The organism is Roseovarius sp. THAF9 (genome assembly GCF_009363715.1).
Classification (GTDB): domain Bacteria; phylum Pseudomonadota; class Alphaproteobacteria; order Rhodobacterales; family Rhodobacteraceae; genus Roseovarius.
In genome coordinates this window covers 1,032,765-1,049,073 of sequence record NZ_CP045404.1, presented here as the reverse complement: position 1 = coordinate 1,049,073, position 16,309 = coordinate 1,032,765, and the positions used below count along the sequence as shown (strand labels likewise).

The window sequence follows — 16,309 nt, the reverse complement described above, 5'->3', positions numbered from 1 at the left end:
ATGGACTGGGCCCGCGACCTGCCCGACTGGCCCCACGCCTCTGCCTCACGGCGCGTCCGCCATCGCCCGCACGACTGGCATGTGCAGGAATGGGGCAGTGGCCCCACGCTCCTCCTGCTGCACGGCGCTGGCGCCAGCACCCATACATGGCGCGACCTCATCGCCCGCCTGTCACAAGATCACCACGTCTTGGCCCTCGACCTGCCAGGTCACGGCTACACCCGCGCCGGCAGCGTTTCCCGCCTCGGCCTCGCCAACACCGCCGAGGATATCGCTGCCCTCTGCACGTCTGAAGGCTGGCAGCCGCAGGCCCTCGTCGGCCATTCCGCCGGCGCCGCCGTGGCGCTCGACCTTGCTTCCCGCCTGCCCGGCACCCCAGCCGTCATCGGGCTCAACGCCGCGCTCGACCGGTTCGAAGGCATGGCGGGCTGGCTTTTCCCGATGCTGGCCAAGCTCCTCGCGCTGAACCCGCTCACCGCCATCGCCTTCTCGGCGGGCGGCGCTCGCCCGGGCCGCGCCCGCAACGTCATCCGCGCCACCGGCTCCACGCTCTCCGAAGAAGGCCTTGCGTATTACAGCCGCCTCCTCGCCGACCGCGCCCATGTGGACGGCACGTTGCAGATGATGTCCCGTTGGAGCACCGACGCGTTGCTCGACCGCCTGCCCGAGATCGAGAATAATGTGCTGCTGATCACCGGCGACCGCGACACGGCCGTGTCGCCCGAGGTCTCGGACCGCGCCGCCGCTATCCTGCCCGATGCCGAGCGCATTCGGCTGGATGGCGTGGGCCACCTCGCCCACGAGGAAGATCCCGACCGCCTTTGCGACATCATGCTGGACTGGCTCCAGGGCAAATCTTTTTAGAAAAGATTTGCGAAAAGCTTTCTCAAAGCTTTTAGCCTCACCCCTGCCCGAGCGCCGCGCGCCCTTTCCGGCTGTACCCCCGCGTCATCCGGTCCGCGATCATCGCAAGCGTCGCCATCCCGATCCCGGCAATCATCCCCACGCCGAAATCCCCGTTATTGAGACCAATGTAGATCTCCTGGCCCAAATCGCTCGTCCCCACCAACGCCGTGATCACCAGCATCGCCACCCCGAACATGATCGTCTGGTTCAGGCCCAGCAGCAGCTGCGGCAGCGCCAGCGGCAACCGCACCCGCCACAGCATCTGCAACCGGGTCGACCCGCACGCCTTGGCCGCCTCGATCACCTCCTGACTGACCCCGCGCAGCCCGTGCTCGGCATAGCGGATCGCGGGCACGATGGCATAGGCCATGATCGCCAGCAGCGCCGTAAAATCCCCCAGCTTGAAAAACATCACGAAGGGTATCAGGATCACGAAAAGCGGCATCGTCTGCAACGTGTCGCTGATCGGGCGCAGAAAGGCCGATACCGCATCGTTCTCGGACGCGATCACCCCCAGCGTCGTACCGATCAGAAACGACAGCGCCACCGCCAGCCCGCACAGGTAGAACGAAATCGTCGCCTCGGGCCAGACCCCCGCCAGCATCAGGAATGCCAGCCCCACGCCCGTGCCAATCGCCAGCCGCCGCCCGCCCGCCTGCCACGCCAACAGCACCATCACGCCCGCAATGGACAGCCACGGCAGACCCGTGATCCCGAAATAGAGCAGGATCGCCAGCAGCGCGAAACCGATGGCCGCCTGCACCCGGCGCCGCATCAGCAACCAACCGACCAGCCCCGTCATCGCCACGGCGTAGCCGATCTTCATCGGCGTGTTAAACTCGAAGCCCCAGGAAAACGGACTGATCGTCTCATCGAGCCCCATCTTGACCGGCAACATCAGGTAGAACAGCGCCGTCGTCTTGATCGCCTTGATCGCGCCCGCGTATTCGACCAGCAGCCAGTTGAACGCGTCGTTCATCGCATCCGCCGGATAGACCTCCCACGCCCGCGGATACTCCTGCAAAAACGGGAACACCCGCGCCAATCCCAGAATCAGAACCGTGAACACTGCCGCCACGATCCAATAGCGATAGCGGGCGACGAAACTCTCGTTTTCGCCTCCGTCCGGCGACCGCCCCATCGCGGCCCGCGCCGTAATCCGGTCCATCACCATCGCCATCAGCGCGATCACCACGCCCGCCAGTATCGCCTCGGCCACGTTCGCCTTGCGGATATGGGTCAGCACCTCCCAGCCGATATCGGACGTGCCGCCAATAATGGACGCGATGATGATCATCGAGAACGCGGCCATCATCGTCTGGTTCACCCCCAGCAGGATCTGCCGCAGCGCGCTCGGCACCCGCACGCGCCAGAACATCTGGCCCGCCGTAGCCCCCGCCATCATGCCTGCTTCGATTACCTCCTCATCGACGCGGGCCAGCCCCAGCGTGGTGTTCCGCACCATCGGCGGCACCGCGTAAAGCACCGAGGCGATCAGCCCAACCACCGGTCCGAAACCGAACAGCAGCAGGATCGGCAAGAGATAGGCAAACACCGGGATCGTCTGTAACGTGTCCATCGTGGGCGTGATGATCCGCTCGGCCCGGTCGGAATAGAACGCCCAGGTTCCCACGCAGAACCCGATTGCCACCGCCAGTGGCACCGACACCATCACCAGCGCCAGCGAATTCATCGACTCGTGCCAGTAGCCGATGACGACCATGTAGAACATCGCCAGAAACGTGAACACGGCCAGCTTCCAGCCCGACACCGCGAAGGAGGCTATCACCAGCAAGCCCACGGTCAGAGCCCAGGGCATCCAGCGCAACAACTCCCGCACCCAGGACATCGGATAATCCATCAGGTCCGAGAACGCGCGAAACGCCGGGCCAGCGGTCTCCACCACCCAATCCATGCCGGTGTTCAGCCACTCGGTCATCGGCCATTCCCACGCCTCGGGAAACTCCATCAGCCATCCCAGCCGGTCGCGAAAGCCCAGCGTCACCAGCGTGAGGCCGATCAGCGCGAACCATGCCCAATGCATCCTGGCGGCGTTCATAAAGGCGCGTCCTCCTGCTCGGACAGCCTCGCCAGCGCCTTCACCACGCTTTGCGCTGTGACCACGCCCGTTACCGTGCCGCCCTGCTCCACCGCCAGCCCCTCGGGATTGGCCGACAGCATCGGCAGCAGCGCCTCGACCGACACGTCGCCCGCCACCTGCTCGCGCCCTTCGGCGGGGCCGGCATCGGGGTCCGTCACCTCGTGCGCGCGCAGCACGCGCACCATCGGCACGTCATTGGTGAACTCGGCCACGTAGTCATCCGCCGGATTGGTGATCAACTGCGCCGGCGTGCCGGTCTGCACCACGCGCCCACCGCGCATGATCATCATCCGGTCCGCCACGCGCAGCGCCTCCAGGAAATCATGCGTGATGAACACGATCGACTTGTGCAGATCATTCTGGATGCGCAGGAACTCGTCCTGCATCTGCCGCCGGATCAGCGGATCGAGCGCCGAAAACGGCTCGTCCAGCAACCAAAGGTCCGGGTCCACCGCCAGCGACCGGGCGATGCCCACCCGCTGCTGCTGCCCGCCCGACAACTGGTGCGGATAGCTTTTCTCGCGCCCTTCCAGCCCCACCAGCTCGATCACCTTGCCCACCCGCTCGCGGGTATGGTCCTGCGCCGCGCCCTGCAGGCTCAGCGGAAAGGCGATGTTCTCCCACACGCTCAGGTGCGGCATCAGGCCGAAATTCTGAAACACCATGCCAATCTGGTGGCGGCGTACCTCGATCATCTCCTTGTCGGATTTCGCGCGCAGATCCTCGCCACCCAGCAGGATCTCGCCATGCGTCGGCTCCACCAGCCGCGACAGGCAGCGCACCACCGTCGACTTGCCCGAGCCCGAAAGCCCCATGATCACGAAAATCTCGCCCACCGCGACATCAAAGCTGACATCGGCAGCCGCCGGAATGGCCCCGTCCTCGCGGATGCGCTCGGCCAGCGCGGGTGTCTCGTCGGCCGGCTGGCCGCCCGGAAAATACTGCTCCGGTTTCTTGCCATAGACCTTCCAGATGTGACGACAGGACAGCCTCGGCTGTTCTGTCCCGGCGCCATCGCTCTCATGCGTGTCGCTCATACTGCTCCTGTCCCCGCTGATACGAAAAGGCCGGGCGTCAGAACCCCCGGCCTTTCCGATACGTCCACGCGCACCTTACTGCGCAGCCTTTCCGGCCTCGACCCAGGGACCCCAGGTCTCTTCGTTGGCATCGATCCATTCGGCCACAACCTCTTCCAGATCTCGGCCTTTCTGGTCGATCTCCAGCATCAGCGCGTTCTGCACCTCGTTGTCGATGGATATTTCGTTGAAAACCGCCGCCACACCCGGGTTCGCCTCGGCAAACTCGGCATTGATGATCTTGTCGATCGAGGCTTGTTGGAAGCCACAAGCCGCCCCGCGCTCCTGGCCTTCTTCCTCGACGCACTCACCGTCGGCCGCGTCCCACTGGACCCATTCCATCTCCATGTCGGCAAACAGCCAATGCGGCTGCCAGAACATCATCAGGATCGGATCCTGCGTCGCCGTGGCCGATTTGAGCTCGGCGATCATCGCGCCTTCCGATCCGCCCGCGACCGGCTCGAACGGGATGTCGATCATCGACACCACGTCTTTCGACCGGGTGCCCCAATCAGCGGGATAGGTGATCAGGCGGCCCTTGGGGAAGGTGTCCGCGGCCGCAAAGGCCTGTGCACAGTCATATAGCGCCTCGTAATCCGGCAGGCCGGGACACTTCTCTTTCATGTAAGGCGGATAGATCCAGCCTTCCTGCGGCTGCAGGCCCAGTTGACCCACCACGGTGATGTCACCCGATTCCACCGCCTTGGGATAGATGTCGCCCACATTGTTGGTCCAGACCTCGGGCTGCAAATGCAGGTCTCCATTGGCGATGGCGGCGAATTGCGGCACCGCGCCGGCGGTCACGTATTCCACGTCATGCCCGGCCTTTTTCAGCAGCGTGCCGGTGATATGCGCCGATATATGCTGACCCGTCCATTCGTTGATCGGAATGCGCACCGTCTCGGCCTGCGCCATCCCGGCCCCGGCCAGTGACAGGCTCGCGGCCCACAAGACAGATTTCATCTTCATCGTTCTCTCCCTGTTTTTATTGATGCAGATCATGGTCGCCATCATGCGACGTCCGCAACGTGGACCCAAGCAGAAATGTTTGTTGACCAATGAGTTAATAAAAACAAGGCTGCTATCAGGCGTCCGCGGCGCGGCTGCCGGTTTCATGAGCATAGCGACAGGGAGGATGCCGTGCCGTTGATAGTTGCCGAAAAATGGTTTCAGACCAGAGACATGGGCGATGGCGTCACGCTCATCTGGGAACCGCATGTCGCGCCATGGTTGCGCTGCAACATCTGGCACATCCAAGGGCGCGACCGCGACCTCGTGATCGACACCGGCATGGGCCTGCGCCCGATGACGCGGGAACTGGCACAGCTGACCGAACGCCCACTCAGCGCCATCGTTACCCATACGCATTTCGATCATTCTGGCGGCCTGAACGAATTCGACCATCGCTGCGGTCACAGCGCCGAGTCTGACATCATCGCCAACCCCACCCCCGCCAACACCTACGCCGACGCGGGCTTTGTACGCGCCGAAACCTTCACTGCGCTGCCGTTCGAGGGCTTCTCGTACGAGCTCTACACGGTCAAGCCCGCGCCCCTTTCTGCCCTGCTGGACGAAGGCGACGTGATCGACCTCGGCGACCGCGTCTTCACCGTCTTCCACCTGCCCGGCCACAGCCCCGGTTCCATCGCGCTGCACGAGGCCAAGACCGGCCTGCTGTTCAGCGGTGACGTGGTCTATGACGGCGACCTCATCGACGACATGGACCATTCGGACCCGGAGATGCTGGCCGACTCCCACGCCCGCCTGCGCGAGCTCGACGTCATCACCGTCCATGCGGGGCATTTCAAATCCTTCGGCAGGGACAAGATGATTGAAATTCTCGACGAATACCGCGACGGTGGCCGCCGTTTGGGCGACGCGGATGCGTGGCTCGCCGACATGATCGCAAGGAGCAGGCCGCATTGACGAACCGAACGGCCATCATCACCGGCGGGCTGGCGGGCATCGGCCTCGCCACCGCTCGCCTGTTGCACAGCGCCGGTCATACCGTCGCCATCGGCGCTCGCCGCGGCGACGACACATCGCTTCAGGATATGGCCCGCGACAAGATCGGCGCAGATGTTTTCGTCGCCCCGCTCGACGTGCGCCAGCGCGGCTCGGTCTCGGCCTTCTGCACCTCCGTCAAAAATCAGTTCGGCACGCCGCAGATCTTGGTCAATGCAGCCGGGGTCACCCGGCACCAGACCGTCTCCGACCACGACCTCGACGCCTGGGACGACGTGATCGAGACCAACCTCACCGGCACCTTCCTGATGATCCACGCGTGTCTGCCCGACATGATGGCGTCGGGCTGGGGCCGCATCGTTAACATCGCCTCGACCGCCGCCACATCGGCGGTCGCCGACCACCCCGCCTATTGCGCGTCCAAGTCCGGCGTGCTCGGCCTCTCCCGCGCGGTCGCCCTGGAGGGCGCGCCCCACGGCGTCACATGCACCACCGTCAGCCCCACATGGGTCGAAACCGAGATGCTGCGCGAGTCGGCCACCACCATGGCAACTCAGAACGGCACCACACAGGCCGATGAAATCGCGGCACTGGCCCGCGCCAATCCGCAAAACCGCCTCGTCCAACCGGACGAGGTCGCCGCCATCGTCGCGTTCCTGTGCTCCGACGCCGCCCCCGGCCTCACCATGGAAGACATCCAGATCAACGCCGGCGCCCACTGGTGATCAGATCACCCGCCGCGCCCGCCATGCCATGACCGCCGGCTCGATCAGCCCCGCCGACAGGATCAGCGGCAAACCCACCAACTCCTGTATACCAAACCGCTCACCTGCCCACAGTGCCGCGGTCACCGTCGCCACCACGATCTCTGTCATGAAGAGCAGCCCCACCAGCCCCGGGTTCAAACGCGACGGCGCATAGATCGTGGCAAAGGATCCGGGCAGGATCAGGATCAGCGCCACCGGCAGGAACCACACCATGGGCGACAGCACCGCGCCCCTCTCCGGCACCGCCGCGATCCCCTGCGCCGTGGCAAGCCCCGCCACCAACACCGCGACGATGGCACCGACCACCAGGAAGTTCACCGCGTGCGTCAGGATATGCACCCGCCGTTCCGTCAGGATCAGCGTACAGCCCACCGCCCAGAACATCCCCGACACCAGCCCGCACCAGTCGCCCGCATTGCGCGGCAGCGGCAGGCCCGTGTCATCGGCAAAGATCACCACCAGCCCCAGCAATCCCACGCCGATCGACAGCCAGCGATACCACGTCATCCGGTCACCCAGGAAAATCCAGCCCAGCAGGAAGCCCCAGATCGGCGTCATGTAAAACAGCAGCACCGCCCGCACCACCTCGGTGTAAAGCAGCCCCGCAGCATACAGCGCGAACGCCACCCCCGCCAGAACGCCCCCCAACAAGGGCCGCAGTCCCTGGCCGTAATCCGCGCGCAGCACCCACATCACCGGCAGGCTCATCAGCGCGGGCAGCACCATGAACACCACCATCGCCCAGGGCGCATCCAGCCCCGCCTGCTCCAGCATCCGCAGCGGCAACCAGAATATGCCCCAGCACAAGCCGGCAAAAAGTCCCGACAGGACCGCCCTGCTGTTGCCCTCGGCCACCGCGCATCTCCTTCGTTGCGTGTCTCAATTGCCACTCAGGCATCATCAAAGCGCAAAGGCAAGGCACCCCGGCCCTGCCTCCGCATCCGTACCGCGCGCTGCCGCGAATGTCGCGTCAGGCCGCCCGGTCAGGTATGTCCACGATTTTGCCGCGCGGAATCTCACAGGCCTTGTCGTAAAGCGGCGTCTCGGCCAGCGTCGCGGCATACATCTTGCCGTCCCGCCCCTCGACCATCAGGTCGGTTCCCGGCCCGGCCTCGGTGCTGTCCATCAGCGCATAGCCGATGCCGTGCCCCAGATAGGGCGAAGTCGCCCCGGCCGTCACCCGGCCAGCAACCTTGCCGTTCCACTCCACGCGCCCATTCACACGCGGCTCGCCATCCGGGCAGACGATGCCATGCAAACGCCGCCCCTTGTCGGCTTTCTCCAATGCCGCCTTGCCGATGAAATCACCCTTGTCCATGGCCACGAACCCGCCCAGACCCACGTCATAGGGCGTGGTGGTCTCGTCGAAATCCGAATTGGCGTTCAGGATACCCGCCTCGATCCGCCGGATATTCATCGAATCCAGCCCGAACATCCGCATTCCATAGGGCGCCCCCGCCTTTTCCAGATGCGCCCAAAGCGCGGCGGCGTCATGATGCGGCTCGGTATAGAACTCCCAGCCCAGCTCATTGGTGTATCCTGTTCGGGTGATCAGCACGTCCTGCCCGCCGAAATCCACCCAGGCGCTGCCGAAATACCCGAACGGGTCGGGGATCCCGTCCTTCGCCGCATCCTGCAGAATTTCCATCGCCAACGGCCCCTGGATCTGGCTCACGTTGACCCTCGGGTCGGCGATCTGCACATCCATGCCTTTTGCATGTGCCCGCGCCCAGTTGACGAAATCTCCGTCCGCCTGCGCGTACCAGAACCGATCCTCGGCCAGCCGCACGAACACCCCGTCCACGATCAGGCCACCATGGTCGAAACAGGCAATCCCGTAGCCACACCGCCCCGGCTTGACCTTGGCGATATTGTTCACGAACAGGTAATCCATCAGCGTCTCGGCATCCCGCCCCTTGAACTCGATCGGCCACTCGCCCGTGTGCAGGCACGCGGCCTTGGTCCGCAACAGCCAATACCCCTCGTCGGTCGGCAGATCGTCCATGTAGACGCACATGAACCGGCGGTTATAGACGCAGTAATGCGGGCCGTGTTTCGCCTCGATATCGTGATACGCATGACGGTTGAGGTTGAAATCCCATCCGGCCCCGGGCCGCGAGGTAATCAGGTCCCGGGTCTTCCCGTCACTCGAAATCATCATGCGCCCGCCTCCGGATCCAGCCGCGCGCCCAGCGCATCGGCCACCAGCTTCTGGAAATGGTGCACCGCGTGCTCGCTCAACTCGGTCAGCCCCTCGTCCACGACGAAACGCCCCTGGTTGTACCCGCTGGATTTCAGCCCCTTCTGCACGCTCTCGCACAATCCGATATCCTCGGGCTGCAACACGTCCTTCTGATAGTTGATCGCATCGCGCAGTTGCTGCGTGACCTCGCCGTCCTTCACGAACCAGTCCTGGTACTCGACGCAGTGTTCCGGCGCGGTAGGGTTCATTTGCAAAACCGACAGGTTCGCCTCGCCCGGATAGGCCCAGATGGTGAAGTTCGGCCACACGAACCAACCCGCATACCCGAAATCAACGTCACCCGCCTCGAACTTGTAGGCCCGCGCGTTCATCGTCCGCGGCTGCCCGGCACATTGGCTGGAATAGAGGCCACAAGTGATCGTGCGGTAGCTGTCCATGTCCACCAGATCGACAAAATCATGATGCGCCGGCGCGCAGTGATAGCATTCCAGAAAGTTGTCCATCAGCACTTTCCAGTTCGCGTCCACCTCGTAGGTGTCGCGCTGCGCGAACTGCAAATCGTCGACCGAAGGGACATAATGTCGGATCTCGGACTCCAATTCGCCCATCTGTTCGGCGAATGGCGTTGCATTTTCATCCAGATTGACCAGAACGAGGCCACAGAACACCTCCACCTTCACCGGCTTCAGCGAAAACTCCTCTTTCCGGAAGCCTTCGACATTCTCGGTATTCCGCGCCGACCGCAGGTTGCCGTCAAAGTCGAACGCCCAGGCGTGATAGGGGCAGGTGATGATGTTCTTCTTGCCTGTCCCACTGACCAACTCATGCCCCCGGTGCGGACACACGTTGAAGAACGCGTTCAGCTCGCCTGTCCGGCTGCGCGCCACGAAGACGTTCTGCTCGTGGATCTTCACGGTCAGGAACTGCCCCGGCTCGGCGACCTGGCTCACATGCCCGGCATAGTACCAGGTCTTGTAGAAGATCGCGTCTTTCTCCGCCGCCCAGATATCCGGGTCGTGGTAGAACCGCGCCGGCAAGGTATAGGAATTCTTCGGATCGGCCCGGAACGGCATGTCGCCGGGCATCAGGTTCAACGTCTGCAGGGTCATGGCTTACTCCGATCTGGCTGTTGACAGTCTCAGCCATTACCGGGGATCATGACAAACGCTCTTTTCTCATGAATTTGCCCAAGCCAAGCTTATGCCAAAACCACATCTGCCACCGCTGGACCTGATGGAACCGTTCGAGGCCGCCGCACGCCTCGGCAGCTTTACGCGCGCTGCCGACGAGCTGTCCGTCACCCAATCCGCCATCTCCCAGCGTGTGCGCAAGCTCGAGGCCCTGCTCGACACGCAACTGTTCGAACGCGGCCACCGCACCATCACTCTCACCCCCGAGGGCCGCGAACTGCTGATCGGCGTCCGCGCCGCGCTTCAGCACATGACGGCGGCCACCCGCGCCCTCAGACAGCGCGACGACCGCCCCCGCATACGCCTCGGCGCGGATACCTCGATGGCCCAGCTCTGGCTCGCCCCCCGCCTGGCACCAGCCCTGGCAGACAGCCCGCCGCTCATGCTCGACCTGCTGGCCTCCGACACGGAAGCCGAGCTTCTGACGGCGGATATCGCCCTCCTGCACGGCGCGGGCGACTGGCCCGGCTTCACCGCCACGCGGCTCTTCGCCGACGCGGTCTTTCCTGTCTGCACCCCGGACTTCCTCGCGCACACCCCGCTCGGCACACCCGAAGACCTTCTCTCCGCCCCGCTCATCGACCTCGATTACACGCACTGGAACTGGATGAACTGGGGCATCTGGCTGACCGAGGCCGGGCTTGATCCCACCCGTGCGACCACGCTGATGCGCACCAACAGCTACATGGCGCTTCTGGATGCCGCCCGCGCGGGCCTCGGCGTCGCGCTCGCCTGGGAAGGCCAACTGGCCGAGGACCTGACGACCGGCCGCCTCGTCCGCCCCATCGACACCGCCGTCACCACGCCCTTCGGCTACTACCTCATCCTGCGCGACACCGCCGAACCGGCCGCGCGTCAACTGGCCCAGAGCCTGCTGCGGGCCGAAACCTGACACGCTCCGCCCTCTTTCGCGCCTCGACCTTTGCATTTCTCGCCGCCCACATGCTCAAATCCGACGCGCGCAGCAGCACCGCCTTGGCAAGCCCCGCGCCGCCTGTTTAACTGTCGGTCGACATCAGACTCACCCCAAGCCAAGAGGTCTCCCCATGCGCTACCTCGCGCCAACCACGCTGGATGACGCCATCCAGTTGCTCAGCGGCGATCCCGGCGACTGCCGCGTGCTCGCCGGCGGCACCGACCTGCTCGTCCGCCTGCGCTCCGGCGACGCCGAGCCGGACAGCATCCTCGACATCAAGCGCATCGACGACCTGCGCCAGATCACGCCCGAGGACGGCGGCTGGCGCATCGGCGCCGCGGTCTCTTCGGCCGAAATGAACGAGCACGCCGAGCTCAAGGCCGACTACCCCGGCGTCTGCGAGGCCGCCGACCTCATCGGCTCCACCCAGATACAGGGCCGCTGCACGCTCGCCGGCAACCTCTGCAACGCCTCGCCTGCCGCCGACTCCGTCCCGGCAATGGTCGCCGTCTGCGCCACCGCCCGCGTCGCCGGGCCGAATGGCACCCGTGACGTGCCGGTCGAGGATATTCCCACCAGCCCCGGCAAGACCTCGCTGGAGAAAGGCGAATTCGTCGCCTCGATCTTCCTGCCCGCCAAGCCCGACCGCTCGGGCGACGCCTACCTGCGCTTCATCCCGCGCACCGAGATGGACATCGCCGTGGTGGGCTGCGGCCTGTCGCTCGCGCTCGATGCGAACGGCACCTGCACCGACGCCCGCGTCTCGCTGGGCGCCGTGGGCCCCAAGGTCATGCTGGTCGACGCCGCGGCGCAGGCTATCCTAGGAACCAAGCTTGACAACGCCGCGATGGAGTCACTGGCCAAGGCCTGCTCCGCCGCCGCCTCCCCCATCGCCGACAAGCGCGGCACGGTCGAGTTCCGCACCCACGTCGCCGGCGTGCTGGCCCGCCGCGCTGCAGCCATCGCCAAGACCCGCGCAGAAGGATAAGCCCCCATGAGCAACATCCACGTCACCACCAAGATCAACGGCGACCCCACGGAATATCTCTGCGAGCCGGATGAAACCCTGCTCGACGTCCTGCGCGACCGTCTTGGCATGACCGGCTCCAAGGAAGGCTGCGGCACCGGCGATTGCGGTGCCTGCTCGGTCACCGTCAATGGCCGCCTCGTCTGTTCCTGCCTGATGCTGGGGGCCGAAGCCGAAGGCGCCGAGATCGAAACCATCGAAGGCATGGCCGACGGCGACCAGCTTCATCCCCTGCAACAGAAGTTCATCGAACATGCCGCCCTTCAGTGTGGCATCTGCACCCCGGGCATCCTCGTCGCGGCCAAGTCGCTCTTGGAAAAGAACCCAGACCCGACCGAGGAAGAGGCCCGCTACTGGCTCGCCGGCAACCTCTGCCGCTGCACGGGCTATGACAAGATCATCCGCGCCGTGCTCGACACGGCCGCCGACCTCAGAAAGGCATCGTGATGGCACTCGACAGCAAACAGGTTCTGGACACCCAACAGTTCAAGGTCGTCGGCACGCGCCCCCTGCGCCCCGATGGCATCGACAAGGTCACCGGCAAGGCCCGCTTCGGCGCCGACATCACCGCACCGGGTATGCTGATCGGGAAGGTGCTGCGCAGCCCGCACGCCCACGCCCGGATCAAGTCCATCGACACGTCGGCCGCCGAAGCGATCGAGGGCGTCCACGCCGTCGTCACCCGCGCCGACTTCGCGCAGATCACCGATGACGATGCCACCGCCGACATTCTCGACAATTGCATGGCGGGGGAAAAGGCGCTCTATGACGGTCACGCCGTCGCCGCCGTCGCCGCCAGCTCGGGCCACATCGCCAAGAAGGCGCTGAAGGCGATCAAGATCGACTACGAGGTGCTCGATCATGTGACGGACGTCGACAAGGCCATCGCCGAGAGCGCCCCCGTCCTCCACGAAGGCCGCGCCGACGAATCCGTGCCGGAAGGGTCCTCGCCCAACATCATGGCCCGCTACGAGTTCGGCCACGGCGACATCGACGCCGGGCTGGCCCAAGCCGACGAGGTCATCGAACGCAGCTACCGCACCGAGGCCACGCACCAGGGCTATATTGAACCCCACGCCTGCCTCGCCCAGATGAGCCAGGACGGCCAGGCCGATCTGTGGTGCTGCACCCAAGGGCACTACATGGTGCGCAACACCTGCGCGGCCATCATGGGCCTGGACCAGGGCCAGCTGCGCGTCACCGCCTCGGAAATCGGCGGTGGCTTCGGCGGCAAGACCACCGTGTTCCTCGAACCCGTGGCGCTGATGCTGGCCAAGAAATCCAGCCGCCCGGTCAAGATGGTCATGACCCGCTCCGAGGTGCTGCGCGCCACCGGCCCTACGGCGTCTTCATCGGTCGATATCCGCATCGGCATGACCAAGGACGGCCGCATCACCGCCGGCTTCGCCGAACTGCGCTACCAGGGCGGCGCCTATCCCGGCTCGCCCGTGGAAATGGGCTCCATGTCCGCCTTCGCGCCCTATGACCTGGAAAACGTGAAAACCGTCGGCTGGGATATCGTCAGCAACCGCCCGAAACAGGCCGCCTACCGCGCCCCCGGCGCGCCCATGGCCGCCTTCGCGGTGGAATCCGCCATCGACGAACTGGCCAAGGGCCTCGGCCTCGACCCACTTGAAGTGCGCCTGAAAAACGCCGCCCGCGAAGGCACCAAGGCGTCCTATGGCCCCACCTACCCCGCCATCGGGCTGGAGGCGACGCTACGCACCGCCAAGGATCACCCGCATTGGACGGCCCCCTTGGGCCCCAATCAGGGCCGCGGCGTCGCCTGCGGCTTCTGGTTCAACTTCGGCGGCGACACCTGTGTGACGCTCAACGTCACGCCGGACGGCACGGTCACGGTCTCCGAGGGCAATCCCGATATCGGCGGCTCCCGCGCCTCCATGTCGATGATGGCGGCCGAGGAACTGGGCATCCCCTACAACAAGGTCCGCACCATCGTCGCCGACACAGGCAGCCTGGGCCAGAACGAGGTCACGGACGGCTCCCGCGTGACCTTCGCCGTGGGCCTCGCCACCATCGAGGCCGCCCGCGCCGCCAAGCGCGAGATGTGCCGCCGCGTCGCCAAGCTCTGGGACATCGACGAGGACGCGGTGGAATGGCGCGACGGTGCGGTACACCCCACCGGCCACAATGCAGGCAGCCATAACCCTATGACCCTCGCCGAGATCGCCGCCATCGCGTCGAACACCGGCGGCCCCATCGCCGGCCATCACGAGGCCAACCCCGAAGGCGCGGGCGTTTCCTTCGCCACGCACATGGTCGACACCGAGGTCGATCCCGACACCGGCGCGGTGAAGATCCTGCGCTACACCGTCTTCCAGGACGCCGGCAAGGCCGTGCACCCGGATTACGTCGAAGGCCAGTTTCAGGGCGGTGCCACGCAAGGCATCGGCTGGGCACTCAACGAGGAATATATCTATGGCGAGGATGGCACGCTGCAAAACGCAGGCTTCCTCGACTACCGCATTCCCGTGGCCTCCGACCTGCCCATGATCGACGCGGTGATCCTGGAAATCCCCAACCCCGGCCACCCCTACGGCGTGCGCGGGGTGGGCGAAACCTCCATCGTACCGCCCCTTGCGGCCATCGCCAACGCGGTCTCCGAGGCGGCAGGCGTACGCATGACCGACCTGCCCATGTCCCCGCCCAAGGTGCTGAAGGCGATGCAGGACACGTAAGACCACCGCGGCCCCGTCCCACCCCCGGATCGGGGCCGCCCACGCGCTTCGGCTTTCATTGTTCCCCAAATACTCCCGCCGGAGGCGTCCCGGGCCTGCCCCCGCGCGCCAACGCCCAGATGCTTCGCAAACTCCGTCCCGGGCTTGACCAGGGGCCTCCCCGCCCCAAGATACCCGGCATGGTACAAGTCACGATATGGGGCTCGCTTGCCCAGTTCACCGACGACCGGCGCGAGGTCGAGATCGAGGCCGACAACCTGCGCCAACTGCTCGACGGGCTGGCGCGAAAATATCCCGGCCTGAAACCTCAGCTTGACCGCGGCGTGTCGGTCTCCATCGACGGGCGTGTCTACAACGACAGCTGGTTCCAGCCCATCCGGCCCGACAGCGAGGTCGTCCTGTTGGCCCGGCTCAAGGGCGGTTAATCCGACGACAAAGCCTTCAAAGGCGCCCGCAAGCGAAACGCAAAGCCTTCCGGATCGAGCGACACCTCCGTCTCGGCGCCGAGCGACGCCTCGGTCAGCTTCGTCAGTACCTGCGTGCCAAAGCCCGGCTTGGCCGTCGCATTCACCTCCGGCCCGCCCCGCTCGATCCAGGATAGCGTGAAATCCGGCCGCTCGTCCCCCTCGACCGACCACGACATCTCGACCTGTCCGCTGGCCTCCGACAAGGCCCCGTATTTCGCCGCGTTCGTGGCCAGCTCATGGGTCACCATGCCCAGGATCTGCGCCGCGTTGCTGGAAATCATCAGGTCCGGCCCGTTCAGCACCACCCGCTCCCGCGCCGCCCCCGCAAAGGGCTTGACCTGCTCGGTGAAGATCTGACGCAGCCCGAAACGGCTGCCGGCATCGTGCATCATCGCTTCCTGGTTGCGGCTCAGCGCTGCCAGACGCGCCAGGAGGCGGTCGGCAATCTCTTCGGGCGGCGAGTGCCGCGCCAGCTGCCGGACAATCCCCGATACAACCGTGATCAGGTTCTTCGCCCGATGTCCCAGCTCGCCAATCAGGAACTTCGCGCGCTGCTCGGCCATTTCCCGCGCGGTGATATCGACAACGGCGAACACCCCTTCCACCGGCATTCCCTCGGCATCATAGGTCACCTGCTTGCGCGCATTGACCCAGCGCAACGGGCCATCCGGCGTCAGAATACGGTGCGTCATGTCCAGCACCTGCAACGGATCGCCCGGCGACAGCAGGCATTCCAGTCCCTCTTGCACCTGGGGCCAATCATCGGGGTGGATCCGCGCGTGCAATTCCGATCGCGACACTTCAACGCCCGCGTCCAGCCCGAAGAATTCCGCCGCCAGCGCATCGCAGCGCAGCGTGTCGGCACGGTAATCCACCTTGCCCAATCCGACTTGAGCGACCTTGAGGCCAAGTTCCAAGTCGTCGGATGTCAGGGGAATGTTCAGCGGGGTCTTGAAGTCTTTCGTCATGGCATTTGTTTCAGGCCGGTGAAT

At 65.1% G+C, this 16,309-nt stretch carries 15 protein-coding genes; 8 read left to right on the top strand and 7 right to left on the bottom strand.

The features are described from left to right. The gene (gene bchO / locus FIU86_RS05145; protein WP_152474090.1) at positions 1–864 is read left to right on the top strand and encodes an alpha/beta fold hydrolase BchO; all 864 of its coding nucleotides are present in this window, start codon (positions 1–3) and stop codon (positions 862–864) included. A 37-nt stretch (positions 865–901) separates the two neighbouring features. Here the strand turns inward: bchO and FIU86_RS05140 are convergent, their stop codons facing one another. From FIU86_RS05140 to FIU86_RS05130, 3 genes are all read right to left on the bottom strand, one after another. Beyond that, positions 902–2,965, bottom strand: a complete 2,064-nt coding sequence (locus tag FIU86_RS05140; RefSeq protein WP_152474089.1) for an ABC transporter permease subunit — start codon at positions 2,963–2,965, stop codon at positions 902–904. Beyond that, positions 2,962–4,044: a glycine betaine/L-proline ABC transporter ATP-binding protein gene (locus FIU86_RS05135; protein ID WP_152474088.1), complete on the bottom strand. Its 1,083-nt coding sequence runs from the start codon at positions 4,042–4,044 to the stop codon at positions 2,962–2,964. The genes FIU86_RS05140 and FIU86_RS05135 overlap by 4 nt, the downstream gene beginning before the upstream one ends. A 75-nt stretch (positions 4,045–4,119) precedes the next feature. Further along, positions 4,120–5,052 (bottom strand): ABC transporter substrate-binding protein, encoded by a 933-nt coding sequence (locus FIU86_RS05130; protein ID WP_152474087.1) that lies wholly within the window; start codon positions 5,050–5,052, stop codon positions 4,120–4,122. A 171-nt stretch (positions 5,053–5,223) separates the two neighbouring features. On the opposite strand from FIU86_RS05130, the gene FIU86_RS05125 reads away from it, so the two are divergent. Both FIU86_RS05125 and FIU86_RS05120 read left to right on the top strand, forming a co-directional pair. After that, entirely contained in the window at positions 5,224–6,009 is a 786-nt protein-coding gene (locus tag FIU86_RS05125; protein ID WP_254703946.1) for an MBL fold metallo-hydrolase, read from the top strand. Then, positions 6,006–6,773 carry an SDR family NAD(P)-dependent oxidoreductase gene (locus FIU86_RS05120; RefSeq protein ID WP_152474086.1) on the top strand — a complete coding sequence of 256 codons (768 nt, stop codon included), beginning with the start codon at positions 6,006–6,008 and terminating at the stop codon, positions 6,771–6,773. The genes FIU86_RS05125 and FIU86_RS05120 overlap by 4 nt, the downstream gene beginning before the upstream one ends. Here the strand turns inward: FIU86_RS05120 and FIU86_RS05115 are convergent, their stop codons facing one another. The 3 genes from FIU86_RS05115 to FIU86_RS05105 all read right to left on the bottom strand — a co-directional run bounded on the left by FIU86_RS05115 (position 6,774) and on the right by FIU86_RS05105 (position 10,127). After that, the gene (locus tag FIU86_RS05115; RefSeq protein ID WP_152474085.1) at positions 6,774–7,670 is read right to left on the bottom strand and encodes a DMT family transporter; all 897 of its coding nucleotides are present in this window, start codon (positions 7,668–7,670) and stop codon (positions 6,774–6,776) included. A 115-nt stretch (positions 7,671–7,785) separates the two neighbouring features. Further along, entirely contained in the window at positions 7,786–8,976 is a 1,191-nt protein-coding gene (locus FIU86_RS05110; protein ID WP_152474084.1) for an aminomethyltransferase family protein, read from the bottom strand. Further along, positions 8,973–10,127 (bottom strand): aromatic ring-hydroxylating dioxygenase subunit alpha, encoded by a 1,155-nt coding sequence (locus tag FIU86_RS05105; protein WP_152474083.1) that lies wholly within the window; start codon positions 10,125–10,127, stop codon positions 8,973–8,975. Before FIU86_RS05105 ends, FIU86_RS05110 begins: the two co-directional genes overlap by 4 nt. A gap of 91 nt (positions 10,128–10,218) precedes the next feature. Here FIU86_RS05105 and FIU86_RS05100 point away from each other — a divergent pair, with 91 nt between their 5' ends. The 5 genes from FIU86_RS05100 to FIU86_RS05080 all read left to right on the top strand — a co-directional run bounded on the left by FIU86_RS05100 (position 10,219) and on the right by FIU86_RS05080 (position 15,275). Beyond that, positions 10,219–11,100 carry a LysR substrate-binding domain-containing protein gene (locus FIU86_RS05100; protein WP_152474082.1) on the top strand — a complete coding sequence of 294 codons (882 nt, stop codon included), beginning with the start codon at positions 10,219–10,221 and terminating at the stop codon, positions 11,098–11,100. A 154-nt stretch (positions 11,101–11,254) separates the two neighbouring features. Next, entirely contained in the window at positions 11,255–12,112 is an 858-nt protein-coding gene (locus tag FIU86_RS05095) for a xanthine dehydrogenase family protein subunit M (RefSeq protein WP_152474081.1), read from the top strand. A gap of 6 nt (positions 12,113–12,118) precedes the next feature. Beyond that, positions 12,119–12,598 carry a (2Fe-2S)-binding protein gene (locus tag FIU86_RS05090; RefSeq protein WP_152474080.1) on the top strand — a complete coding sequence of 160 codons (480 nt, stop codon included), beginning with the start codon at positions 12,119–12,121 and terminating at the stop codon, positions 12,596–12,598. Beyond that, positions 12,598–14,850: a xanthine dehydrogenase family protein molybdopterin-binding subunit gene (locus FIU86_RS05085; protein ID WP_152474079.1), complete on the top strand. Its 2,253-nt coding sequence runs from the start codon at positions 12,598–12,600 to the stop codon at positions 14,848–14,850. The genes FIU86_RS05090 and FIU86_RS05085 overlap by 1 nt, the downstream gene beginning before the upstream one ends. Positions 14,851–15,029: 179 nt before the next feature. After that, positions 15,030–15,275, top strand: coding sequence for a MoaD/ThiS family protein (locus tag FIU86_RS05080; protein ID WP_152474078.1), 246 nt, complete (start codon positions 15,030–15,032; stop codon positions 15,273–15,275). Here the strand turns inward: FIU86_RS05080 and FIU86_RS05075 are convergent. After that, the gene (locus FIU86_RS05075) at positions 15,272–16,285 is read right to left on the bottom strand and encodes an HWE histidine kinase domain-containing protein (protein WP_152474077.1); all 1,014 of its coding nucleotides are present in this window, start codon (positions 16,283–16,285) and stop codon (positions 15,272–15,274) included. The genes FIU86_RS05080 and FIU86_RS05075 overlap by 4 nt on opposite strands. Positions 16,286–16,309: the final 24 nt, after the last annotated feature.